This is a genomic window from Pseudomonas sp. TE21394, from assembly GCF_054057835.1.
The window spans coordinates 2,681,885-2,707,238 of sequence record NZ_JBSRZR010000001.1 but is presented as its reverse complement, the minus strand read 5'-3'; the positions used below and the strand labels follow the sequence as shown (position 1 = coordinate 2,707,238).

The following is a 25,354-nucleotide window of genomic DNA, read 5'->3' as shown; positions in this document are numbered from 1 at the left end:
GGCCAGCATGTACATCTATCGTTTGGTCCTGCTTCTGGTCGTGGGGATCTACCTGTTCTCCCCGGCCATCATGGACTGGTGGATCGAGCCGACCGGAGCCTGGTACCGCCCTTACCTGCTCTGGCTGATCCTGATCGTCGTCACCTTCATCCTGCAGAGCCAACGAGATGCCGATGAGCTTTAGCCTGACCCAGATGATCCTGATCAGCGCCGCGTACCTGATGGTGCTGTTCGGCGTGGCCTGGATCAGCGAGCGGGGCCTGATCCCACGTTCCATCATTCGCCATCCGCTTACCTACACCCTGTCGCTGGGCGTGTATGCCAGTGCCTGGGCTTTCTATGGCTCGGTCGGCCTGGCCTACCAGTACGGCTACGGCTTCCTCGCCTGTTACCTGGGCGTGTCCGGCGCGTTCCTGCTGGCACCGGTGCTGCTCTACCCGATTCTCAAGATCACCCGCACCTACCAGCTGTCATCGCTGGCCGACCTGCTGGCGTTCCGCTTCCGCAGTACCTGGGCCGGCGCGCTGACCACGATCTTCATGCTGATCGGCGTGCTGCCCTTGCTGGCCCTGCAGATCCAGGCGGTGGCCGACTCGATCAGCATCCTCACCGGCGAACCGGTCAAGGCCCGGGTAGCCTTTGCCTTCTGTACCTTGATCATCCTGTTCACCATCTTCTTCGGTTCGCGGCATATCGCCACGCGCGAGAAGCACGAAGGGCTGGTTTTCGCCATCGCCTTCGAGTCGGTGATCAAGCTGTTGGCGCTGGGCGGCATCGGCATGTATGCGCTGTATGGCGTGTTCGGCGGCCCGCACCAACTTGAGGTGTGGCTGCTGCAGAACCAGACCGCTCTGGCGGCCTTGCATACCCCGCTGCAGGAGGGGCCATGGCGCACCTTGCTGCTGGTGTTCTTCGCCTCGGCCATCGTCATGCCGCACATGTACCACATGGCCTTCACCGAAAACCTCAATCCGCGTTCGCTGGTCAGTGCCAGCTGGGGCCTGCCGCTGTTCCTGCTGCTGATGAGCCTGGCCGTGCCGCTGGTGCTGTGGGCCGGCCTGCGCCTGGGCGCCAGCACCAACCCCGAGTATTTCACCCTGGGCCTGGGAATTGCCGCCAACAACCAGGCACTGGCGCTGCTGGCCTACATCGGCGGGCTGTCGGCTGCCAGCGGGCTGATCATCGTCACCACCTTGGCGCTGTCTGGCATGGCGCTAAACCACCTGGTGCTGCCGCTGTACCAGCCGCCGGCCGAAGGCAACATCTACCGCTGGCTGAAATGGACCCGCCGCGCGCTGATCGTCGCCATCATCACCGCCGGCTTCATGTTCTACCTGACCCAGAACAACCACCAGAGCCTGGCCAACCTGGGCATCGTCGCCTTCGTCGCCACCTTGCAGTTCCTGCCGGGCGTGCTGTCGGTGCTGTACTGGCCCACCGCCAACCGCCGCGGTTTCATCGCCGGCCTGCTGGCCGGCACCCTGGTGTGGATGGTGACCATGCTGCTGCCGCTGTTGGGCAACCTGCAAGGCTTCTACATTCCGCTGCTGGACATGATCTACGTGCTGGACGACACCAGCTGGCACATGGCAGCGATCGCCTCGCTGGCGGCCAACGTGCTGCTGTTCACCCTGATCTCGCTGTTCACCAACGCCAGTGCCGAAGAAGTCAGCGCAGCCGAGGCCTGCGCGGTGGATAACGTGCGCCGCCCGCAACGTCGCGAGCTGCACGCTGCCTCGCCGCAAGAGTTCGCCACCCAGCTGGCCAAGCCACTGGGCGCCAAGGCCGCACAGAAGGAAGTGGAACAGGCCCTGCGCGACCTCTATCTGCCGTTCGACGAACGCCGCCCCTATGCCTTGCGCCGCCTGCGTGACCGCATCGAAGCCAACCTGTCCGGCCTGATGGGCCCAAGTGTGGCGCAGGACATGGTCGAGACCTTCCTGCCGTACAAGTCTGGTAACGAAAGCTACGTGACCGAGGACATCCACTTCATCGAAAGCCGCCTGGAAGACTACCATTCGCGCCTGACCGGCCTGGCTGCCGAGCTCGATGCCCTGCGCCGCTACCACCGCCAGACCCTGCAAGAGCTGCCAATGGGCGTCTGCTCACTGGCCAAGGACCAGGAAATCCTGATGTGGAACAAGGCCATGGAGGAGCTTACCGGCATTGCCGCCAAGCACGTGGTCGGTTCACGCCTGGTTACCATCGACGAACCCTGGCGCGGCCTGCTGCAAGGGTTCATCAACCTGCCGGACGAACACCTGCACAAGCAGCGCCTGGCACTGGATGGCCAGCCGCGCTGGCTGAACCTGCACAAGGCCGCCATCGACGAACCATTGGCGCCGGGCAACAGCGGCCTGGTGCTACTGGTTGAGGACCTCACCGAAACCCAGGCGCTGGAAGACAAGCTGGTGCATTCCGAACGCCTGGCCAGCATCGGCCGCCTGGCTGCCGGCGTGGCCCACGAGATCGGCAACCCGATCACCGGCATTGCCTGCCTGGCGCAGAACCTGCGCGAGGAGCGCGAGGGCGACGGCGAGATCATCGAACTGTCCAGCCAGATCCTGGAACAGACCAAGCGGGTCTCGCGCATCGTGCAGTCGCTGATGAGCTTCGCCCATGCCGGCGGCAGCCAGCAGAACAGCGAAGAGCCGGTATGCCTGGCCGAAGTGGCGCAGGATGCCATTGGTCTGCTGGCGTTGAACCGGCGCAATTTCGAAGTACAGTTCTTCAACCTCTGCGACCCTGAGCACTGGGTCGAGGGGGACCCGCAGCGCCTGGCCCAGGTGCTGATCAACCTGCTCTCCAACGCCCGTGACGCCTCGCCGCCTGGCAGCGCCGTGCGCGTGCGCAGCGAGGTCAACGAACACACCGTCGACCTGATCGTCGAGGACGAGGGCAGCGGGATTCCGAAGAACATCATGGACCGCCTGTTCGAACCCTTCTTCACCACCAAGGACCCGGGCGAAGGTACCGGACTGGGGCTCGCTCTGGTCTATTCCATCGTGGAAGAGCATTATGGGCAAATCACCATCGACAGCCCGGCCGATATCGAACGGCAACGTGGCACCCGGATCCGCGTGACCCTGCCCCGGCATGTCGTAGCGACGTCCCCTGAAATTCGAGACCGTCGAGAGAATTGAATCAATGCCGCACATTCTGATCGTCGAAGACGAAACCATCATCCGCTCGGCCTTGCGTCGCCTGCTCGAGCGGAACCAGTACCAGGTCAGCGAAGCCGGCTCGGTGCAGGAAGCCCAGGAACGCTTCAGCATTGCCACCTTCGACCTGATCGTCAGCGACCTGCGCCTGCCAGGCGCACCCGGCACCGAACTGATCAAGCTCGGCCAAGGTACCCCGGTACTGATCATGACCAGCTATGCCAGCCTGCGCTCGGCGGTGGACTCGATGAAAATGGGCGCGGTGGACTATATCGCCAAGCCCTTCGACCATGACGAGATGCTTCAGGCCGTGGCGCGTATCCTGCGCGACCGGCAGAACGCCCCGGCCCCCGCACCGGTTGCCGAGCCGCGCGCCAGCAATGGCAAGGCGGCCGCTGCCGACAAGGGCAGCGCCCCGGCCAATGGCGAAATCGGCATCATCGGTTCCTGCCCACCGATGCAGGATATGTACAGCAAGATCCGCAAGGTCGCCCCCACCGACTCCAACGTGCTGATCCAGGGCGAGTCGGGTACCGGCAAGGAGCTGGTGGCCCGCGCCCTGCACAACCTGTCGCGGCGGGCCAAGGCACCGATGATCTCGGTGAACTGCGCGGCCATTCCCGAGACGCTGATCGAGTCCGAGCTGTTCGGCCACGAAAAAGGCGCGTTCACCGGCGCCAGTGCCGGGCGGGCGGGCCTGGTAGAAGCGGCCGACGGTGGAACCCTGTTCCTCGACGAAATCGGCGAACTCCCGCTGGAAGCACAGGCCCGCCTGCTGCGCGTATTGCAGGAAGGCGAGATCCGTCGGGTCGGCTCGGTGCAGTCGCAAAAGGTCGACGTGCGCCTGATTGCCGCAACCCACCGCGACCTCAAAAACCTGGCCAAGGCCGGCCAGTTCCGTGAAGACCTGTATTACCGCCTGCACGTGATCGCTCTGAAATTGCCTGCCCTGCGCGAGCGCGGCAGTGACGTCAACGAGATTGCCAGCGCCTTCCTGGCCCGCCAGAGCGCGCGTATCGGTCGTGACGACCTGCATTTTTCGGCCGAAGCCGAGCAGGCGATCCGTCATTACAGCTGGCCGGGCAACGTGCGGGAGCTGGAAAACGCCGTTGAACGCGCGGTCATCCTCAGCGAGAGTGCAGAAATTTCCGCTGACCTGCTGGGCATCGATATCGAACTGAGCGACCTGGAGGAGGACGATATCCTCGACAACGCCCTGGCCGTGGCCAGTGCGTCCAACGCCAGCCATGAGCCGACCGAAGACCTGTCGCTGGAAGACTACTTCCAGCACTTCGTGCTCGAACACCAGGACCACATGACCGAAACCGAGCTGGCCCGCAAGCTCGGGGTCAGCCGCAAATGCCTGTGGGAACGCCGCCAGCGCCTGGGCATCCCGCGGCGCAAGAGCAACGCTACCAGCGATAACTGACTTCGGCGCGAGCTGTTTGTCGCCTGTGAGACCGAGCGCCGCGCGGGCGGCGCTCGATCTCACAGGCGCCGCACGTGTCACGGCGTACACCGGGTAACACCTCAGTTCCCGCACAAATCTGTTACCCAACCTTTTCTGCGTAACAATTCCCGAGGTGTACGGTAACGAAAAACCCACGTTTTCGACCTGCCAAAATCTGTCGAATCGCCCCAAGCCATTGATTTTACTGAATTTCAAAAAGTTGGCACGGCATCTGCTTTATGTCTGGTACAAGAACAATAACAAGCACTGCAACCTAGAATAAGAACAAGACGAAACGGCTCACGCACAATAAAAACAAGACGGCGGAGGCGCAGCTAACTGATTCTTTTGGAGAGGATGCGTGTTTGGGGCTAGCCCCACAACCAGGCAGAGAACAACAAAAACTGCACTGAAAAGCAGCGCCTGAACTGGTTGGATCGACAGATCAACGTGACATCAGCGACCAAAGCAATCCGTTTGCTCTTAACCCCTGGATTGGGGGTCGTCCACAAGCTTCGCGATTTGTGGGCAGGGCACTCAACAAAAACAAGAAGCCCAGCAGAAAAACAATAAGAGCACGCAACGACTTCTTGGGGAGCTTAGGCTCCCCTTGTCGTTTCTACCCTTCTGGCAGGCATCCTGCTACCCGCCTACACCATTCCTTGAGTAAATGCTAGAATCCCCGCCCATCATGCGGCCATTCTCCTATTCTTGGCCGAACATTCCTTCAAACAGTGCATCCCATGCTGAAGAAGCTGTTCCAGTCGTTCCGCCCGCCCGTACCGGGCCCGCATCACAGGCGTACCACTCCTGAGGTGATCAACAAGAGCCAGCATTCGCTGCAGCGCCACCAGTTCAGCCGCCACGCGGTGAATATCGTGGAACGCCTGCAGAGCGCCGGCTACCAGGCTTATCTGGTCGGTGGCTGTGTCCGCGACCTGATGCTTGGCATCACCCCCAAAGACTTCGACGTCGCCACCAGTGCCACCCCCGAGCAGGTCCGCGCCGAGTTCCGCAATGCACGCATCATCGGCCGCCGCTTCAAGCTGGTGCACGTGCATTTCGGCCGTGAAATCATCGAAGTCGCCACCTTCCGCGCCCACCATTCGGAAGATGACCAGGGCGACAGCCACCGCTCGTCGCACAATGCCAGCGGCCGCATCCTGCGGGACAATGTGTACGGCACACTGGAAGAAGACGCGCAACGCCGCGACTTCACCATCAACGCCCTGTACTACGACCCGGTCAGCGAGCGCATTCTTGACTACGCCAATGGCGTGCACGATATCCGTAACCGCCTGCTGCGCCTGATCGGTGACCCGACCCACCGCTACCAGGAAGACCCGGTGCGCATGCTGCGCGCGGTGCGCTTTGCCGCCAAGCTCGACTTCGGTATCGAAAAGCACACGGTCCAGCCGGTACGTGAACTGGCCCCACTGCTGCGCGAAATTCCGCCGGCGCGCCTGTTCGAGGAAAGCCTCAAGCTGTTCCTGTCGGGCCAGGGTGCCATCGCCTTCGAGATGCTGGTTGACCTGCAGTTGTTCGAACCGCTATTCCCGGCCAGTGCGCATGCGCTGGACGAACGCCCGACCTATACCCATACCTTGATCAGCCAGGCGCTGCACAATACCGACCTGCGCGTTAAGCAAGGCAAACCGGTGACCCCGGCGTTCCTTTTCGCCGCACTGCTGTGGCCAGCCCTGCCGGCCCGCGTACTGCACCTGCAAGCACAGGGCGTGCCGCCCATCCCGGCCATGAACGGTGCGGCCCACGACCTGATCGCCGAGCAGTGCGCCCGCATCGCCATCCCCAAGCGTTTCACTCTGCCGATCCGCGAGATCTGGGACATGCAGGAGCGTCTGCCCCGACGCAGCGGCAAGCGCGCCGATATGTTGCTGGACAACCCACGTTTCCGCGCCGGTTACGACTTCCTGCTGCTGCGCGAGAGCGCCGGGGAAGAAACCGACGAGCTTGGCCAGTGGTGGACCGAGTACCAGGATGCCAACGACAGCGAGCGCCGCGAGATGATCCGCGAGCTGGGCAGCCGTGACGAAGGCAGCGGTGCCGGCCCGCGGAAACGCAAACGCAGTGGCGGCAAGCGCAAGCGCGGCGGCGACGAGGCATTCGAGTGAGCACCCGTGCCTATATCGGCCTGGGCAGCAACCTCGACGCACCTGCCGAGCAGTTGCGCAATGCCCTGCAGGCGCTCGACCAGGTAGAAGACACGCGCCTGGTGGCAGCTTCGGCCCTGTATACCAGTGACTCACTGCTGCCAGGGCAGCCACGCTACACCAATGCCGTCGCCGCCCTCGACACCGCCCTGCCGCCCTTGGCCCTGCTCGATGCATTGCAGGCCATCGAAAATGACCAGGGCCGCGTCCGCAAGGAACGCTGGGGCCCACGCACGCTGGACCTGGACATCCTGCTGTTCGGCGACCAGGTGCTTGATGAGCCACGCCTGAAAGTGCCGCATTACCATATGCATGCCCGGCCTTTCGTGTTGTACCCGCTGGCCGAACTGGTACCGGGCGATTTCCGTCTGGCCGATGGCCGCGCCCTCGCGCAGCTGCTCGAAGCGTGCCCGTTCGTCGGTCTCGAACGCCTGTAAACCGGGCGTTTCAGCCGTGCACAGCGGCGCGGTAACGCCAGTAACACCCTGAACGTAACAATGCGGTAACAGGGTCATTGACTTCCCCCACCTCGCTCACGACTATAGGCGTCCCGTGTGGCACCGAAGTGCCGCTACCCGTATTTAGGCCCGGACGGACCTGTGCCCGAACATCACACGCGATGATGTGCCGCTCCGGAAGATGACTACGCGTTGAATGCAGTCGTTTCTTACAGCGCCTGAACGAGGAATTTCCTACATGCCTGAAGTAACCCTGACCACCCTCAATGGCCTCAAGGCCAAGGGTGAAAAAATCACCATGCTGACCTGCTATGACGCGACCTTCGCCAAGGCCGCCAGCCAGGCCGGTGTCGAAGTGTTGCTGGTAGGCGACTCGCTGGGAATGGTGCTGCAAGGCCACGACAGCACGCTGCCGGTAACGACCGCGGACATGGCCTATCACACCGCCAGCGTCAAACGCGGCAACGACGGCGCGCTGATCCTCGCCGACCTGCCGTTCATGGCGCATGCCACCCCGGAACAGGCCTTCGCCAACAGCGCCACGCTGATGCAGGCCGGTGCCCACATGGTCAAGATCGAAGGGGCTGCCTGGCTGGCCGAGACCATCCGCTTGCTGGCCGAGCGTGGCGTGCCGGTATGTGCACACATGGGCCTGACCCCGCAAACCGTCAACGTGCTGGGCGGCTACAAGGTCCAGGGCCGCCAGGAAGCCCAGGCCCGGCAAATGCGTGCCGACGCCATCGCCCTGGAGCAGGCTGGCGCGGCCATGCTGCTGCTCGAATGCGTGCCCAGCGAACTGGCGGCGGAAATTACCAGTGCCGTCGGTATTCCGGTGATCGGCATTGGTGCCGGCAGCGGCACCGATGGCCAGGTACTGGTCCTGCACGATATGCTCGGCCTGTCGCTGAGCGGTCGCGTGCCGAAGTTCGTGAAGAACTTCATGCAAGGCCAGCCGGATATTCACAGCGCCCTCGTCGCTTACGTCGAGGCAGTCAAGCAAGTCAGCTTCCCAGGCAGCGAACACGGGTTCAGTGCATGAATACAGTCAAGACCGTCCGCGAATTGCGTGCCGCCGTTGCTCGCGCCCGTAGTGAAGGCAAGCGCATCGGCTTCGTGCCGACCATGGGCAACCTGCACAGCGGCCACGCGGCCCTGGTAACCAAGGCCGCGCAGCGCGCCGATTTCGTGGTCGCCAGCATCTTCGTCAACCCGCTGCAGTTCGGCGCCAACGAAGACCTCGACAAATACCCGCGCACCCTGACCGCCGATCAGGAGCGCCTGTTGCAGGCCGGTTGCAACCTGTTGTTCGCTCCCACCGTCGACGAGATGTACCCCGACGGCATGAGCGTGCAAACCCGTGTCAGCGTTCCCCAGCTTTCCGAGGGCCTGTGCGGCGCCAGCCGGCCCGGGCATTTCGAAGGTGTGGCCACCGTGGTTACCAAGCTGTTCAACATGGTCCAGCCTGACCTTGCCGTGTTCGGCGAAAAGGACTTCCAGCAGCTGGCGGTAATACGCGCCATGGTGCGCGACCTGAACATGCCGATCCAGGTCATCGGCGAACCCACCGTGCGTGCCGAAGACGGCCTGGCGCTGTCGTCGCGCAACGGTTACCTGACACCTGAGCAGCGGGCTACGGCACCGGCGTTGTATCGCACCTTGCAGCACATCGCTGCGGCCATCGGCCGGGGCCAGCGTGATTTCGCTGCGCTGGTAGCCGAAGGTCAGGCGCAACTGACTGCCGCGGGATTCCGCCCGGATTATCTGGAAGTCCGGCATGCCGTGAGCCTGCGTCCGGCGATGTTCGATGATCGCGACCTGGTGGTGATTGCGGCGGCTTACCTGGGTAACACGCGGCTGATCGACAACCTTTACCTGCATGTGGAAGAGAAGACCGCGTAATCGCCTGGGGCTGCTTTGCAGCCCGTTCGCAGCAGAGCCAGCTCGCGCAGGGGCGCAAAAGCGCCCCAAATTCCCTCTGCCATACCCATTCCCTGCCAGTGGCCTTTTCCTATAATGTTGCCAGCCTGAACCCGGCAATGACTGCCGTGTCCAAGGCATCACCACGCACCAAGGGAACCCCGCGCAATGGCGTATTACCGTACACCCCACGATGTGACGGCCCTGCCCGCCTGGCAGGCGCTCCAGCAACACCGCGACGCCATGCAAGGCTTCAGCATGCGCGAAGCCTTCGCTGCCGACGCCAAACGCTTCGACCAGTTCTCCCTGAGTTCATGTGGCCTGTTCCTCGACTACTCGAAGAACCTGATCACCGAACAGACCCGTGACCTGCTGGTGAACCTGGCCGAGCAGGTCGGCCTGCAAGACGCCATCAAGTCGATGTTCAGCGGCGAAATCATCAACGCCTCCGAAGGCCGTCCGGTGCTGCACACTGCCCTGCGCCGACCGGTGGGCGACAAGCTCAGCGTCAACGGCGTGAACGTCATGCCGGAAGTGCACAAGGTGCTCAACCAGATTACCGAACTGGTCGGCCGCATCCATGACGGACTGTGGCGCGGCTACAGCGAGAAGCCGATCACCGACGTGGTCAACATCGGCATCGGTGGTTCCTTCCTCGGCCCCGAACTGGTCTCCGAAGCGCTACTGCCGTATGCCCAACGCGGCGTGCGCTGCCATTACCTGGCGAACATCGACGGCAGTGAATTCCACGAGCTGTCGGCCAACCTGCGTGCTGAAACCACCCTGTTCATCGTCTCGTCGAAGTCGTTCAACACCCTCGAGACCCTGAAGAACGCCATGGCCGCACGCACCTGGTACCTGGCCCAGGGCGGTTCGGAAGCCGAGCTGTACCGCCACTTCATTGCTGTTTCCAGCAACAAGGCGGCCGCCGTGGCCTTTGGTATCCGCGAAGAGAACATCTTCCCGATGTGGGACTGGGTGGGCGGACGCTACTCGCTGTGGTCGGCCATCGGCCTGCCGATTGCCCTGGCCATCGGCATGGCCAACTTCAAGGAACTGCTGTCTGGTGCCTACACCATGGACCAGCACTTCCAGACCGCGCCGTTCGAAAAGAACATGCCGGTACTGCTGGCCTTGCTGGGCGTCTGGTACGGCAACTTCTGGGGCGCGAACAGCCACGCGATCCTGCCGTACGACCATTACCTGCGCAACATCACCAAGCACCTGCAGCAACTGGACATGGAGTCCAACGGCAAGAGCGTGCTGCAGGATGGCACACCGGTGAAGACCGATACCGGCCCGGTGATCTGGGGCGGCGTCGGCTGCAACGGCCAGCATGCCTACCACCAGTTGCTACACCAGGGCACCCAGCTGATTCCGGCCGACTTCATCGTGCCGGTAGTGAGCTTCAATCCGGTGGCTGACCACCATCAGTGGCTGTACGCCAACTGCCTGTCGCAGAGCCAGGCGCTGATGCTGGGCAAGACCCGCGAGGAAGCCGAAGCCGAGCTGCGCGCCAGGGGCCTGAATGAAGCTGACATCGAGAAGCTGGCCCCGCACAAGGTGATCCCGGGTAACCGCCCGAGCAACACCCTGGTGGTTGAACGCATCAGCCCACGCCGCCTGGGCGCCCTGGTGGCGATGTACGAACACAAGGTGTTCGTGCAGAGCGTGATCTGGGGTATCAACGCCTTCGACCAGTGGGGCGTGGAATTGGGCAAAGAGCTGGGCAAGGGCGTTTACCAGCGCTTGGTCGGCAGCCTGGAAGACAGCGCCGAGGATGGCTCCACCCAGGGCCTGATCAATTACTTCCGCGGCCGTCACCGCGGCTGATCTGGAACCTGCACCGGCCTCTTGGCGGGCTCGCCCACTGCCACAGGTACTGCACAGGCCTCGAAAGCTGTGCCGTCCCTGTGGCAGCGGGCACGCCCGCGAAGAGGGTCGCACAGGCGGAACACCTCTTCCAGCTACACTGTCCTATCGAATAGCCGTTGCAGTCCATCGCCCCTCACAAGAGCAGGACCACCCGCCATGTTCGATATCCGCAACTACCCGCAGGCCCTGGCTGTCAGCCAGTCCGCCGCACTCACCCCCGACGAGTACCGCCGCCTCTACCGTCAGTCGGTGGATGACCCCGACACCTTCTGGGCCGAACAGGCCAAGCGCCTGGACTGGATCAAGCCTTGGTCGAGCGTGCAGCAATGCGACCTGAAGACCGGCAACGCCCGCTGGTTCGACGGCGCCCAGCTCAACGTCAGCTACAACTGCATCGACCGCCACCTGGCACGCCGTGGGGAACAGACCGCCCTGCTGTGGGAAGGCGATGATCCCAAGGATTCCAAGGCCGTCACCTACCGCGAACTGCACCGCCAAGTCTGCCGCCTGGCCAATGCTCTGAAAGCACGCGGGGTGAAGAAAGGCGACCGGGTGTGCATCTACATGCCGATGATCCCCGAGGCCGCCTTCGCCATGCTTGCCTGCACCCGCATCGGTGCCATCCATTCGGTGGTGTTCGGCGGCTTCTCGCCCGATGCCCTGCGCGACCGCATTCTCGATGCCGACTGCCGCACCGTGATCACGGCTGATGAAGGCGTGCGCGGCGGCAAGCGCATCCCGCTGAAACAGAACGTCGACAAAGCGCTGGCCAGCTGCCCCGCGGTCAGCAGCGTGTTCGTGGTACGCCGCACTGGCACTGATGTCGCCTGGGCCGAAGGCCGCGATCTCTGGTACCACGAGGTAACGGAAAAGGCCGGCGACGATTGCCCTGTCGAACCGATGGCGGCCGAAGACCCCCTGTTCATCCTGTATACCTCCGGCAGCACCGGCAAACCCAAGGGCGTACTGCATACCACCGGCGGTTACCTGCTGCAGGCCACCCTTACCTTCAAGGTGGTGTTCGACTACCGTGACGGCGAGGTGTTCTGGTGCACCGCCGACGTCGGCTGGGTCACCGGCCACAGCTACATCGTCTATGGGCCGCTGGCCAACGGCGCGATCTCGCTGATGTTCGAAGGGGTGCCCAACTACCCCGATACCTCGCGCTTCTGGCAGGTGGTGGACAAGCACAAGGTGAACATCTTCTACACCGCCCCAACCGCCTTGCGCGCCTTGATGCGCGAAGGCGACGGGCCGCTGCAGGGCACCTCCCGCCAGAGCCTGCGCCTGCTCGGCAGCGTCGGTGAGCCGATCAACCCGGAAGCCTGGGAATGGTATTTCGAGGCCGTCGGACAGAAGCGCTGCCCCATCGTCGATACCTGGTGGCAAACCGAAACCGGCGGCATCATGATCACCCCCCTGCCCGGCTCGCAGGTGCTCAAGCCCGGCTGCGCCAGCCAGCCCATGTTCGGCGTGCAACCGGTGCTGCTGGACGACAAGGGCAAGCTGATCGAAGGCCCGGGGGCCGGCCTGCTAGCCATCAAGGCCAGCTGGCCTGGGCAGATCCGTAGCGTCTATGGCGACCATCAGCGCATGGTCGACACCTACTTCAAACCCATGCCCGGCTATTACTTTACCGGCGACGGCGCCCGCCGCGACGCCGATGGCGACTACTGGATCACCGGGCGCATCGATGACGTGATCAATGTTTCCGGGCACCGCATCGGTACTGCCGAAGTGGAGAGCGCACTGGTGCTGCATGACAGCGTCGCTGAAGCAGCCGTAGTCGGTTATCCCCACGACCTCAAGGGCCAGGGGGTTTACGCCTTTGTCACGACGATGAACGGGGTAACGCCGGACGATGCGCTCAAGGCCGAACTCCTGGCCCTGGTCAGCAAGGAAATCGGCAGTTTCGCCAAACCCGAGCTTATCCAGTGGGCCCCGGCACTACCCAAGACACGCTCAGGCAAGATCATGCGGCGTATACTGCGCAAGATCGCCTGCAACGAGCTGGACAACCTGGGCGATACCTCGACCCTGGCCGACCCCAGCGTGGTACAGGGCCTGATCGACAAACGCCTCAACCAGTAACCGGTGGCCGCTCTCGTGGCCACCCTGCATGACAGGTCGCCATGGAAGCCCTTCGCCGCCGCATCGAAACCCAGGTCATGAGCCTTACCGGGCTGGCCCTCGGTCAGCTCGACCTGGAATCACCCAAGGGGGACCCCGGCCTGTTCGGCCCACACAGCATCAGTTGGCGAGTGCATGGCGACTTCCCGAGCATGCTGGTCGGCGGCATCAGCGCCCTCATGTTGCAGCTCCTGCACCCGCTGGCCCTGGCCGGGGTGTGGGATCATTCCAATTTTCGTGAAGACCTGCTCGGGCGCCTACGGCGTACCAGCCAGTTCATCTCCGGCACTACCTTCGGCGCCACCCGCGATGCCGAATGGCTGATCGAAAAGGTCCGCACCATCCACCTGCAGGTAACCGGTACCGCACCGGACGGCCGTTCTTATGCAGCCAGCGACCCAGACTTGCTCACCTGGGTACACGTGGCAGAGGTCAGCAGCTTCCTGAATGCCCACCTGCGTTATTGCAATCCGCAGCTTGCGGCCGCCGAACAGGACGCCTATTACGCAGAGATCGCGCTGATCGCCGAGCGCCTGGGTGCACGCGACGTGCCGCGTTCGCGCCAGCAGGTCGAGAATTACCTGCAACACATGCGCCCACAGTTGCGCTGCGACGCCCGCAGCCGTCAGGTGCTCGAGATCCTGCTCGATGCTCCCGCCCCCAGCCGCCTGGCACAGCCGGTGGGTAAGCTGATGCTGCACGCTGGCCTCGACCTCTTACCAGGCTGGGCCCAGGCCATGCTCGGCGTGCAGCGCGGCACGCTGCAGCAGCGCCTGATCCGCCTGGGCCTGCAACGCACCGCACCCGTGCTGCGCTGGGCAATGCGCAACGGCTCGGCGCAGCGGGCCAAACGGCGCATGGGCATCGAATGAGGGCAAATGGTCGCCGCTGCGGAACTGATTTAACGTGCCATACTCCAAGCTCTCCTGCTTAGACAGACGAAGCGACACATGTACAAAGGATTGACTCGCGCCGCCGGCGCACTGCTGGCCCTGGTAGCCCTCTACAGCCTTCTTGGTTTTCTCGTCCTTCCCGGTGTCGCGTTGCGCATCGCCAACCAGCAGTTGGCTCAGTACGTGACCGTGCCTGCCCACCTTGAACGGATCGAACTCAACCCCTTCAGCCTCGAACTGACGCTCTGGGGCCTGCAGATCGGCGAGCCTGGCAAGGAACAGGTCGGCTTTGAACGGCTGTATGCCAATCTCTCGCTCGACAGCCTGTGGAGCGGTGCACTGCATCTGGACGCGGTGGAATTGCTCAAGCCGCGCAACGAAGTGCTGTTTGCCAAGGAAGGCACGCTCAACCTGACTCGCCTGTTCAAGCTACCCGCCAGCCAGGCCAAGCCCGACGAGCCGCCCAGCGACCCGTTCCCGCTGCGCATCGGCAGCATCAAGCTGAGCGACGGCTACTTGCACTTCGAGGACCTGCGCCCGAGCGAGCCGATCGAGTTCCTCTACGACAACATGAACCTGGAGCTGAAGAACCTCAGCACCTTGCCCAACGACAATGCCGACATGACCTTGGTGGCGAATGGCCCCAATGGCGGGCGCATCGACTGGAAAGGCACGCTGAGCCTGGCGCCGATCGCTTCCGAGGGCACGCTGAAAGTCACCGAAGGCAAGATGAAGGCGTTCTGGCCATATGTACGCGATGCCGTGCCACTGGTGCTGGAAGAGGGTGTGGTCAGCCTCGACACCCATTACAGGCTCAACCTCGCCAAGCAGACCGAACTGCTGCTGGACAACGCCTCGCTGCGCATCGCACCGTTCGCCATCAAGGCGCCGGATGGCCGCCCGCTGGCCCGCCTGGCCAGCCTGGAGGTGAGCGAGACCTCAGTCGACCTGGTCAAGCAACTGGTCACCGTGGGCAAGATCCGCAGCGAAAAACTGGAAACCTGGGCTGCGCTGGAAAAGGACGGTCAGCTCGACTGGCAGAAGCTGTTCGCCAGCCAGCCGGCCAAGGCCACGCCGAAAGAAAAGGCCGAACCGGCTGCCGCCGAGCCCACGGCCAAAGAGCAAGCGGCAAAAGAGCCGAGCAAACCCTGGCAGGTACTGCTCAAGGACGTGCAACTGCGTAACTACCTGGTGCACCTGGCAGACCGTACGCAGAAGGAGCCGGTGGCCCTCGACGTAGGCCCGCTCAACGCCGACCTGCAGGGGTTCGACAGCCTCAACCAGTCACCCTTTACCCTCAAGCTCGATACCGGCGTGGGTAGACAAGGCAAGCTGCAGGCAACCGGCCAGGTCAACCTGGCGCCGGTCTGGGCCAGGCTGGATGTCAGCACTCGCGACATCGACCTGCGCGTGGCCCAGGCCTATATCAGCCCGTTCATCCTCCTGGAACTGCGCAGTGGCATGCTTTCCAGCGACCTCAATGTCGACCTGAAGAACACCGCACCACTGGCCTTCAACATTACCGGCAAGGCACAGGTAAGCCAGCTGCATACCCTCGACACCATCAAGAGCCGCGATTTCGTCAAATGGCAGCAGGTGAATGTCGATGGCCTGTCCTACGTGCATGGCGATACGCTGTCGATCGACAAGGTAACCCTGCAGCAGCCCTATGCACGCTTCATCATCAACGAAGACCGCACCACCAACATCAACGACCTGCTGATCCCGCAGCCGGCCGGCGCCCCGGCACCAGCCCAGGCCAAGCCGGCGCCGGCCAGCAGCGGCAAGCCGCTGGGCATCCACATCGGCCAGATCGACATCAACGACGGCTCGGCCAACTTCGCCGACTTGTCCCTGACGCCTAACTTCGCCACCGCCATCCAGCAGCTCAACGGCCAGGTCGGCACCATCGACAATCGTAAGCCGGTACCGGCCAAGGTCGACGTCAAGGGCAAGGTCGACCGCTACGCGCCGGTTACCATCAAGGGCGCACTCAACCCGTTCAATCCGTTGGCCAGCCTGGACATTGCCACCAGCTTCAAGCGCGTCGAGCTGACCACGCTGACCCCTTATTCCGGCAAGTTCGCCGGTTTCCGCATTCGCAAGGGCCGGCTCAACCTCGACCTGCATTACCTCATCACCAATGGCCAGCTAAAGGCCGAGAACAAGGTGGTGGTGGAGCAACTGCAACTGGGCGAGAAGGTCGACAGCCCGGACGCAGTGGACCTGCCGATCCGCCTGGCAGTGGCGTTGCTGAAGGATACCGAGGGCAGGATCTCGATCGAGCTGCCGGTGTCTGGCGACCTCAACAACCCGCAGTTCAGCGTAATGCCGATCGTTTGGCAGACCCTGCGCAACCTGGTACTGCGCGCAGCACAGGCGCCGTTCAAGTTCATTGGCGGGCTGGTTAGTGGCGGCGGCTCGCAAGACCTGGGCAGCGTGGCCTTCGCCCCGGGCTCCAGCGAGCTAGGCCCGGACGCCCAGGCCTCGCTGGACAAGCTGGCCTCGGCCCTGAAAGAACGTCCGGAACTGCGCCTGGAAATCGAAGGCACCAGCGCGCAGGCCAGTGACGGCCCGCTGATCGCCCAGCAGCGGCTGGAGCGCGAATACCAGGCTACCTGGTACAAGATCCTGCAGCGCCGGGGCGACAAGGTACCGGCCAATGCATCCATGCTGGTGGTCGACGACGCTGACAAACCGGCGATGCTGGAAGGCATCTACCGCAACCGCCTGAAGCAGCAACCACCTGCGGACTGGGAGCAGCTGGGCCGCGAAGAGCGCACGGCCAAGTTGCGCGAGGCGGTGATCAAATCCTGGGCCGAGAGTACTGCGCTGCTGCGTACACTGGGCCAGGAGCGGGCCAGCAGCATCAAGGATTACCTGGTGGACAAGGGCCAGCTGGAAGATGACCGGGTGTATTTCATCGACACCAACCTGGGGCAGCCTGAGAGCGACGGGCGGGTGGTTACCCCGATGCACCTGGATGCTGAATAAACGGTGCCAACAGGGCTAGCCCTTCGCGGCTAACGCCGCTACAGGCAATCGCACAGGCCTGTAGCGGCGTTTGCCGAAGGGTCGGCACAGGCTTACACCAGCTGCTGCCCCGACACTGCCGGGTGATACAGCGGTTGAACCTTGTTCCCGGCCGGGTCCAACAGGTGGAAGCTGCGCGCGCCGTCGCCGTGGTTGAACGGCTTGTCGAGCAAGGTCACGCCATGCGCCTTGAAGTACTGATACCAAGCCTCAAGTTCCTCCACGCTGTCGACGATGAACCCATAATGGTCGAGGGTCTGCAAGCCATTGGCCGCCCCTGCCCCGCGCCCCAGCGATAGATTGTCGTTACCACAGGTGAGATACACCAGGTCTTCGTTGGCGCGGTTCAGCACCTCCATCCCCAGCACATCGACGTAGAAGCGTTCGCACTCCTCAAGGTTGGGCACCAGCAAGGCAATATGACGCAGGCCGTTCAGGCGACCAGGGCGGGCAGGCAATTCGGACATTGGCGAGGCTCCATTTTTGTATACAATTCATATCTGAATTTAAAACAAAAGGACAATCTTGTGTATAGCCTGTTCATCAAGATCCGAGTGAAGCCCGGCTGCGCCGAGGATTTTCTGAATGCGATAAAGGTCAACGCTGCCGCTTCCGTCGCCAGCGAACCTGGATGCCTGGTGTTCGATGTGTCGCAAGATCGCGTCGACCCGGACCTGATATACCTGTACGAGCTCTACCGCGATGATGCGGCGTATGAAGCGCATACTCAAACCGCGCACTATCGCGATAGCCGGCCATTGGTCGAGCCGCTGATAGTCGAACAGGAATGCTTCGAAAGTGATGTGGTTGCGCGTAATCCGGTGTACTAGGCGCACAATGAAAAGCCCCGGCAAGACGCCGGGGCCTGGAGCATAGGTGGCCAAATCCGTTTGGCCGACGGGACATCCCTTACTCGGCTTTCAGACCGTCAGCCATGACGCTCTTGACGCCTTTGATGTTCTTGGTAATGCGAATGGCTTCTTCTTTCTGGGACTGAGTCACTGCCACGTCAGACGACAGCGAGACAACGCCATGGCTGGTCTCGACTTTGATGTCGCTGCCTGGAATACCTTTTTCAGTCAGCAAGTCCGCTTTCACCTTGGTGGTGATCCAGGTGTCAGAACCTTCCTGCTTGGCGTTGTCCACGGTATTGGCGGCCAACATGACTGGAGCCTGGGTTGGCTCTGCAGCGAATGCGCCGTTAGCCATGGTCAGGGTCAGGGCGGTAGCAGTAGCGGCAGCAATGGCGAACTTCTTCATGTGAGTCACTCCTGTTTATCGAAAGGTCTGCGCCGTACGTCCTGGCGTCAGGTATGAAGGTAGTTGCATGCGCTGTGCCAGCTTTGCCGTTTCGCTTGTTTCCTTTTAAATCAATAAGTTAGGAACCTATCGCTACAACCGCCGTCGTGCATTCTGCAATCCGCACGATAAACCTGCATGCAAGATGCAAGTCCGCAAAAGGTTCCGTGCAACCATAAAAAAAGGCCCCTCACGGGGCCTTCTTTCTACTGCAAGCAATCATCAGACGCCCGAAGCCTTGGCTGCGGCAACGTCCTTGATCGACAGCTTGATACGGCCGCGGTTGTCCACGTCCAGTACCAGTACTTCAACTTCCTGGCCTTCTTTCAGGATGTCGGTGACTTTCTCGACGCGAGCATCGCTCAGCATGGAGATGTGCACCAGGCCGTCCTTGCCAGGCAGGATGTTGACGAAGGCGCCGAAATCGACGATGCGCTCGACCTTGCCGACGTAGATCTTGCCGATCTCGGCCTCGGCGGTGATGCCCAGAATGCGCTGCTTGGCAGCATCTGCGGCTTCCTTGGTTTCGCCGAAGATCTTGATCGAGCCGTCGTCTTCGATATCGATCGAAGCCTTGGTTTCTTCGCAGATGGCGCGAATGGTGGCGCCGCCCTTGCCGATGACGTCACGGATCTTGTCGGTGTCGATCTTCATCGCGATCATGGTCGGGGCGTTGGCCGACAGCTCGCTGCGCGACTGGGCGATGATCTGGTTCATCTGGCCAAGGATGTTCAGGCGCGCTTCCAGGGCCTGGCCCAGGGCGATTTCCATGATCTCTTCGGTGATGCCGTTGATCTTGATGTCCATCTGCAGCGCGGTGACGCCTTTGGCGGTACCGGCTACCTTGAAGTCCATGTCGCCCAGGTGGTCTTCGTCACCCAGGATGTCGGTCAGGACGGCGAACTTGTCACCTTCCTTGACCAGGCCCATGGCGATACCGGCAACCGGCGCCTTCATCGGCACGCCAGCGTCCATCAGCGCCAGGGAAGCACCACACACCGAAGCCATGGAGCTGGAACCGTTGGATTCGGTGATTTCCGAAACCACGCGGATGGTGTACGGGAACTCGCTGTCGCTCGGCAGCATGGCTTGCACGCCACGACGGGCCAGGCGGCCGTGGCCGATTTCACGACGGCCAGCGCCGCCCATGCGGCCGCACTCACCCACCGAGAACGGTGGGAAGTTGTAGTGCAGCATGAAGGCGTCTTTCTTCTCGCCTTCCAGGGTGTCCAGCAGTTGGGCGTCACGGGCAGTACCCAGGGTCGCGACGACCAGGGCCTGGGTCTCGCCACGAGTGAACAGTGCCGAACCGTGGGTTTTCGGCAAGACGCCGACTTCGATGTTCAGTGGGCGCACAGTGCGGGTGTCACGGCCGTCGATACGCGGCTTGCCGTTGACGATGTTCTCGCGGACGGTGCGGTATTCCAGCTCGCCGAAAATCTCTTTGATGGCAGCGGCAGACGGCCCGGTCTCTTCGTTGCTCAGACGGGCAACAGCCTCGTCGCGCAGCTGGCCCAGGCGGTTGTAGCGGTCGGCCTTCTGGGTGATGGTATACGCCTGCGAAACGGCTTCGCCGAACTCGGCACGCACCAGGTTCATCAGCTCGGTGTTGGCCGGGGCTGGCTGCCAGTCCCAGGTTGGCTTGCCGGCTTCGGCCGCCAGTTCCTTGACAGCCTGGATCACGGCCTGGAATTCGTCGTGGGCGAACAGTACGGCGCCCAGCATCTGGTCTTCGGTCAGCTCCTTGGCTTCCGATTCAACCATCAGTACAGCCGATTCGGTACCGGCAACGACCATGTCCAGGCTCGAGGCAGCCAGTTGCTCGTAGGTCGGGTTCAGCAGGTAGCCGGTGCTTTCGTGGAAGGCAACGCGTGCGGCGCCGATCGGGCCTTCGAACGGAATGCCGGAGATGGCCAGGGCAGCCGAGGTACCGATCATCGCGGCGATGTCCGGGTCGGTCTTCTTGCTGGTGGAGACCACGGTGCAGACGACCTGCACTTCGTTCATGAAGCCTTCCGGGAACAGCGGGCGGATCGGACGGTCGATCAGGCGCGAGGTCAGCGTCTCTTTCTCGGAAGGACGGCCTTCACGCTTGAAGAAGCCACCCGGGATCTTGCCGGCGGCGTAGGTCTTTTCCTGGTAGTGGACCGACAGCGGGAAGAAGCCCTTGCCTGGATCGGCCTGCTTGGCACCGACCACGGTCACCAGCACGGTGACATCGTTGTCGACGGTAACCAGCACGGCGCCGGTTGCCTGACGGGCAATACGGCCCGTTTCGAGAGTAACGGTCGATTGACCGAACTGGAATTTCTTGATTACCGGGTTCACGGTTTCCTACCTTTTTTCAGTGGCTCTGGGGGAACTGGTTTCTTGCGAATTCTTGGGCAGAACGGGGAATCGGCCCCATTGACCGTCCAGATACAACACGAGGCTGGGAGCCTGGCACCAAGCGGAAGATCCGCTCAGCATTGCCAGGCTGCCAACCTCGGAGATACGCGTAGCGTGTCCAACGGCAACACTGCAAAACAGCCCTGCCGAAGCCTGCGACACGCCATGCACACCACTGGCCAAGCCGCTATTAGCGACGCAGGCCCAGGCGACCGATCAGGGCGCTGTAACGAGTGGTGTCTTTGCCCTTCAGGTAATCCAGCAGCTTACGACGCTGGTTGACCATACGGATCAGACCACGACGGGAGTGGTGGTCTTTGTCGTTGGCCTTGAAGTGGCCTTGCAGCTTGTTGATGTTGGCGGTCAGCAGAGCAACCTGCACTTCCGGGCTACCGGTATCGCCGGCGGCTTGCTGGTATTCGGCAACGATCTGAGCTTTTTCTTCAACGCTGAGGGCCATGTGGCTTCTCCTGATAACGGATCCCGCACGCGGGGTCCAATAGGCCAGGGACAAATCCCTGTATTAATAAAAAAGGTGTGACCGTGCCTACTGACAGCCACCCTTGTTGCCGTGGGGTTTGGCGATTGCCTGGCCCTACGGTTTCGGTCATTCCGACCGAATCAGCCGACGCGGCGCTATGCGCCCGTCTTCGCTCACTTCACCGATACCGATGAAGCGCGCATTGTGATCCTGTACCCGGACCATGCCAAATTGGGGGGCGTCCGGCGCGCGTACCGCCTGGCCATGCAGCCAGTAGAACGCACTATGCTCGGACAGGCACACCAGTGGCCAGTCCTGCAGGCCGCTGTCCGAAGGCATCAGGAAGCGGTCGAGCGCTTCGTTACCACCTTCGGCGTGGGCCTGTTCGAGTTCCTCGAGGGTGACCGTCTGTGCCAGCACGAAGGGCCCGGCCTGGGTCCTGCGCAGCTCGGCGACATAGGCGCCGCAGCCAAGTGCTTCGCCGATATCCTCCACCAGGGTGCGGATATAGGTGCCTTTGCTGCATCCTACGCTCAACCGTGCACGGGTGCCTTCGCACTCGAGCAATTCCAAGCGGCCAATAGTAACAGAACGCGCCTCGCGCTCCACTACCTCTCCTGCACGTGCCAGCTTGTACAGTGGCTGGCCGTCACGCTTGAGCGCCGAGTACATCGGCGGTATCTGGCTGATCTGGCCACGAAAACGGGGCAACAGTGCTTCGATGTCGGCACGACCAACGGTCACTTCGCGGGTCTGCAGCACCTCACCTTCGGCATCGCCGGTGTTGGTCGTCTGCCCCATCTGCATGACCGTTTCGTAGCCCTTGTCCGAATCGAGCAGGTACTGCGAAAACTTGGTCGCTTCGCCAAAGCACAGCGGCAGCACGCCGGTGGCCAAAGGGTCGAGGCTGCCGGTGTGGCCGGCCTTTTCCGCGTTGAGCAGCCAACGCACCTTTTGCAGCGCAGCGTTGGAAGTGAAGCCCAGCGGCTTGTCGAGCAGGATGATGCCGCTGACGTTGCGGCGGATACGTTTGACCTGGGCCACCGCTTACTCCTCGGTGTCCGGCTTGTCGGCATCCTTGTGCTGACGGTCTTCGGCGACCGCGCGCTCGATCAGTGCCGACAGGTGGGCACCACGGCTGACGCTTTCGTCGAAGTGGAAATGCAGTTGCGGCACGCTGCGCAGTTGCATTACCCGGCCCAGGTGCAGGCGCAGGAAGCTTGCGGCGCTGGTCAGGGCCTTGAGGGTCTGCGGTACGGCATCGGTGCCATCTGCACCCATCACGGTGATGAACACCTTGGCGTGGCCAAGGTCGCGGCTGACGTCGACGGCCGTGATGGTCACCAGGCCGACGCGCGGGTCTTTGACTTCACGGCGGATCAGCTCCGACAGCTCGCGCTGCATCTGGTCGCCGATGCGTTGGGTACGGCTATATTCTTTTGCCATTCTTGCTACCTGTAACTTAAAGCGGCAAACGCCCGGTCAGGCTGAAGCCTGACCGGGCGCTACCTTCAGAGGTGCTGCCAGCCGCCCTGGGGCGGGGCCTGCACCACGCTTGCCCCCTTACAGGGTACGAGCTACCTGGACTTTCTCGAAGACTTCGATCTTGTCGCCGACCTTGACGTCGTTGTAGCTCTTCACGCCAATACCGCACTCCATGCCCGAACGGACTTCGGAGGCGTCGTCCTTGAAGCGACGCAGCGATTCCAGCTCGCCTTCGAAGATCACAACGTCTTCGCGCAGAACGCGGATCGGACGGTTGCGGTACACGGTACCTTCGATGACCATGCAGCCAGCGATGGCGCCGAACTTCGGCGAACGGAACACGTCACGCACTTCGGCAACACCCAGGATGTTCTCGCGAACATCGCTGCCGAGCATGCCGGTCAGGGCCTTCTTGACGTCTTCGATGATGTCGTAGATCACGTTGTAGTAACGCATATCCAGACCTTCCTGCTCGACGATCTTGCGCGCGCCGGCATCGGCACGCACGTTGAAGCCGAACAGTACTGCATTCGAAGCCAGCGCCAGGTTGGCGTCGCTTTCGGTGATACCACCGACACCGCCACCGATCACGCGCACCTGAACTTCGTCGTTGCCCAGGCCCGACAGCGAGCCCTGCAGTGCCTCCAGGGAACCACGCACGTCAGTCTTGAGGACGATGTTGAGGGTCTTCTTCTCTTCCTGACCCATGGTCTCGAAGATGTTTTCCAGCTTGCCGGCGTGAGCACGGGCCAGCTTGACCTCGCGGTACTTGCCTTGACGGAACAGGGCCACTTCACGGGCCTTCTTCTCGTCGGCCACCACGGACAGCTCGTCACCGGCTTCCGGGGTACCGTCCAGGCCGAGAATCTCGACCGGGATCGACGGGCCGGCTTCCTTCACAGGCTTGCCGTTCTCGTCGAGCATGGCGCGCACACGACCATAGTTGGAGCCGCACAGGACCATGTCGCCCTGGCGCAAGGTACCGTCCTGAACCAGGATGGTGGCCACCGGGCCACGGCCCTTGTCCAGACGCGATTCGACGACCACGCCACGACCTGGAGCAGTCGGGGTGGCAGTCAGTTCGAGGATTTCGGCCTGCAGCAGGACGGCCTCGAGCAGCTCGTCGACGCCGGTACCCATCTTCGCCGAAACCTTGACGAACGGAGTGTCACCACCCCAGTCCTCGGAGGTCACGCCTTCGACGGCCAGCTCGTTGCGGATGCGGTCGAGGTCGGCACCCGGCTTGTCGATCTTGTTTACCGCGACCACCAGCGGAACGCCAGCTGCCTTGGCATGCTGAACGGCTTCGCGAGTCTGCGGCATCACGCCGTCGTCCGCCGCCACCACCAGGATGACGATGTCGGTGGCCTTGGCACCACGGGCGCGCATTGCGGTGAACGCTGCGTGGCCCGGGGTGTCGAGGAAGGTGACCATGCCGCGGTCGGTTTCCACGTGGTAGGCACCGATGTGCTGGGTAATACCACCGGCTTCGCCTGCGGCAACCTTGGCACGACGGATGTAGTCGAGCAGCGAGGTCTTGCCGTGGTCGACGTGACCCATGACGGTAACGACCGGCGCACGCGATTCGACTTCGCCTTCGAATTTCAGCGATTCGGCCAGGGAGTCTTCCAGGGCGGTATCACTGACCAGGGTCACCTTGTGGCCCAGTTCTTCAGCGACCAGCTGCGCGGTTTCCTGGTCGAGCACCTGGTTGATGGTGACCGGGGTGCCCAGCTTGAACATGAACTTGACCACTTCAGCAGCCTTGACCGACATCTGCTGGGCCAGTTCCGAGACGGTGATGGTCTCACCGATGGTCACATCACGAATGACCGGACCGGTCGGGTTCTGGAAGCCGTGCTGGTTGCGTTTCTTCAGCTTGCTCTTGCCACCGCGGCCACGGCGTACGCCATCGCTTTCTTCATCGGTGGTGCGCGGCGCGGCACGCGGCGTCGGAGCTTTTTCCTTCTCCTTGACCTTGACCTTGATCGACACGCGCGGGGCTTCGCCACGACGCTCGCCACCGCGACGATCTTCGTCACGGGTGCGGCCTTCGTTGCGACGGGCTTCGTCCTTCTTGCGCTCGGCAGCACGGGCTGCAGCGTCTTCGGAGGCCGGGGCGTCGGCAACTACCGGGGCCGGGGCAGCGGCAGGTGCCGGCTCTGGCCTGGCGGCAGGCGCCGGGGCAGAGGTTTCGGCGGCCTGACGGCGAGCCTGCTCTTCGTTGCGCTGGCGAACTTCGGCCTCGACCTTCTCGCGAGCGGCGTTTTCGGCCGCGCGGCGCTCTTCCAGCTCACGCTTCTGCTCAGCCTGGATCTCTTCCGGGCTGCGCTGCACGAATACTTTCTTCTTGCGTACTTCTACGCTGATGCTCTTGCTACCGGCGACACGCAGGGTGCTGGTGGTTTTGCGCTGCAAGGTAATCTTGCGCGGTTCTTCCGCCTTGCTCTTGTGGCTGCTCTTCAAATGAGTGAGCAGGGTCTGCTTCTCATTGTCGGTCACTACCTGACCGGCGTCGGTGTGCGGCAGACCTGCCTCACGCATCTGCTGCAGCAGGCGCTCTACCGGTGCCTCGACCTCTTGGGCCAGTTCTTTCACCGTGACTTGCGTCAT

At 62.6% G+C, this 25,354-nt stretch carries 19 protein-coding genes; 12 read left to right on the top strand and 7 right to left on the bottom strand.

The window, feature by feature from the left end:
- Positions 1-7: 7 nt before the first annotated feature.
- The 11 genes from ACVWZT_RS12465 (at position 8) to ACVWZT_RS12415 (ending at position 17,049) form a co-directional block, all read left to right on the top strand.
- On the top strand, positions 8-184 hold the full coding sequence (locus ACVWZT_RS12465; RefSeq protein WP_003250005.1) for a hypothetical protein: 177 nt from the start codon (positions 8-10) through the stop codon (positions 182-184).
- Positions 168-3,143, top strand: coding sequence for a sensor histidine kinase (locus ACVWZT_RS12460; protein ID WP_457469549.1), 2,976 nt, complete (start codon positions 168-170; stop codon positions 3,141-3,143). The genes ACVWZT_RS12465 and ACVWZT_RS12460 overlap by 17 nt, the downstream gene beginning before the upstream one ends.
- Before the next feature lie 4 nt (positions 3,144-3,147).
- Entirely contained in the window at positions 3,148-4,590 is a 1,443-nt protein-coding gene (locus ACVWZT_RS12455; protein WP_296231382.1) for a sigma-54-dependent transcriptional regulator, read from the top strand.
- A gap of 764 nt (positions 4,591-5,354) precedes the next feature.
- Positions 5,355-6,743, top strand: a complete 1,389-nt coding sequence (locus ACVWZT_RS12450) for a polynucleotide adenylyltransferase PcnB (protein WP_296231381.1) — start codon at positions 5,355-5,357, stop codon at positions 6,741-6,743.
- Entirely contained in the window at positions 6,740-7,219 is a 480-nt protein-coding gene (gene folK / locus ACVWZT_RS12445) for a 2-amino-4-hydroxy-6-hydroxymethyldihydropteridine diphosphokinase (RefSeq protein WP_296231380.1), read from the top strand. Before ACVWZT_RS12450 ends, folK begins: the two co-directional genes overlap by 4 nt.
- A 259-nt stretch (positions 7,220-7,478) precedes the next feature.
- Positions 7,479-8,279, top strand: a complete 801-nt coding sequence (gene panB / locus ACVWZT_RS12440; RefSeq protein WP_296231379.1) for a 3-methyl-2-oxobutanoate hydroxymethyltransferase — start codon at positions 7,479-7,481, stop codon at positions 8,277-8,279.
- Positions 8,276-9,139 (top strand): pantoate--beta-alanine ligase, encoded by an 864-nt coding sequence (gene panC, locus ACVWZT_RS12435; RefSeq protein ID WP_457469547.1) that lies wholly within the window; start codon positions 8,276-8,278, stop codon positions 9,137-9,139. The genes panB and panC overlap by 4 nt, the downstream gene beginning before the upstream one ends.
- Before the next feature lie 186 nt (positions 9,140-9,325).
- Complete coding sequence (gene pgi / locus ACVWZT_RS12430) at positions 9,326-10,990, top strand: glucose-6-phosphate isomerase (RefSeq protein ID WP_296231377.1); 1,665 nt, start codon at positions 9,326-9,328, stop codon at positions 10,988-10,990.
- 198 nt (positions 10,991-11,188) lie between these two features.
- Complete coding sequence (gene acs, locus ACVWZT_RS12425) at positions 11,189-13,123, top strand: acetate--CoA ligase (RefSeq protein ID WP_457469545.1); 1,935 nt, start codon at positions 11,189-11,191, stop codon at positions 13,121-13,123.
- 41 nt (positions 13,124-13,164) lie between these two features.
- Positions 13,165-14,034 carry an oxygenase MpaB family protein gene (locus ACVWZT_RS12420; RefSeq protein ID WP_457469543.1) on the top strand — a complete coding sequence of 290 codons (870 nt, stop codon included), beginning with the start codon at positions 13,165-13,167 and terminating at the stop codon, positions 14,032-14,034.
- A 78-nt stretch (positions 14,035-14,112) separates the two neighbouring features.
- Complete coding sequence (locus ACVWZT_RS12415) at positions 14,113-17,049, top strand: DUF748 domain-containing protein (RefSeq protein ID WP_457469541.1); 2,937 nt, start codon at positions 14,113-14,115, stop codon at positions 17,047-17,049.
- A 92-nt stretch (positions 17,050-17,141) separates the two neighbouring features.
- Here ACVWZT_RS12415 and ACVWZT_RS12410 read toward each other — a convergent pair whose 3' ends face one another.
- Positions 17,142-17,555, bottom strand: a complete 414-nt coding sequence (locus ACVWZT_RS12410) for a VOC family protein (protein ID WP_296231372.1) — start codon at positions 17,553-17,555, stop codon at positions 17,142-17,144.
- 60 nt (positions 17,556-17,615) lie between these two features.
- On the opposite strand from ACVWZT_RS12410, the gene ACVWZT_RS12405 reads away from it, so the two are divergent.
- Positions 17,616-17,918, top strand: a complete 303-nt coding sequence (locus tag ACVWZT_RS12405; RefSeq protein WP_457469539.1) for a putative quinol monooxygenase — start codon at positions 17,616-17,618, stop codon at positions 17,916-17,918.
- 79 nt (positions 17,919-17,997) lie between these two features.
- Here ACVWZT_RS12405 and ACVWZT_RS12400 read toward each other — a convergent pair whose 3' ends face one another.
- From ACVWZT_RS12400 to infB, 6 genes are all read right to left on the bottom strand, one after another.
- Positions 17,998-18,348 (bottom strand): BON domain-containing protein, encoded by a 351-nt coding sequence (locus ACVWZT_RS12400; RefSeq protein ID WP_289131214.1) that lies wholly within the window; start codon positions 18,346-18,348, stop codon positions 17,998-18,000.
- A gap of 261 nt (positions 18,349-18,609) precedes the next feature.
- A complete protein-coding gene (gene pnp, locus ACVWZT_RS12395; RefSeq protein ID WP_296231370.1) occupies positions 18,610-20,715 on the bottom strand; it encodes a polyribonucleotide nucleotidyltransferase in 2,106 nt (701 codons plus the stop codon).
- 250 nt (positions 20,716-20,965) lie between these two features.
- The gene (gene rpsO, locus ACVWZT_RS12390; RefSeq protein ID WP_003249971.1) at positions 20,966-21,235 is read right to left on the bottom strand and encodes a 30S ribosomal protein S15; all 270 of its coding nucleotides are present in this window, start codon (positions 21,233-21,235) and stop codon (positions 20,966-20,968) included.
- Between the two features lie 147 nt (positions 21,236-21,382).
- On the bottom strand, positions 21,383-22,300 hold the full coding sequence (gene truB, locus ACVWZT_RS12385; protein ID WP_170032740.1) for a tRNA pseudouridine(55) synthase TruB: 918 nt from the start codon (positions 22,298-22,300) through the stop codon (positions 21,383-21,385).
- Between the two features lie 3 nt (positions 22,301-22,303).
- The gene (gene rbfA, locus ACVWZT_RS12380; RefSeq protein ID WP_225779313.1) at positions 22,304-22,702 is read right to left on the bottom strand and encodes a 30S ribosome-binding factor RbfA; all 399 of its coding nucleotides are present in this window, start codon (positions 22,700-22,702) and stop codon (positions 22,304-22,306) included.
- Positions 22,703-22,819: 117 nt separating this feature from the next.
- Positions 22,820-25,354: a translation initiation factor IF-2 gene (gene infB, locus ACVWZT_RS12375; protein WP_457469536.1), complete on the bottom strand. Its 2,535-nt coding sequence runs from the start codon at positions 25,352-25,354 to the stop codon at positions 22,820-22,822.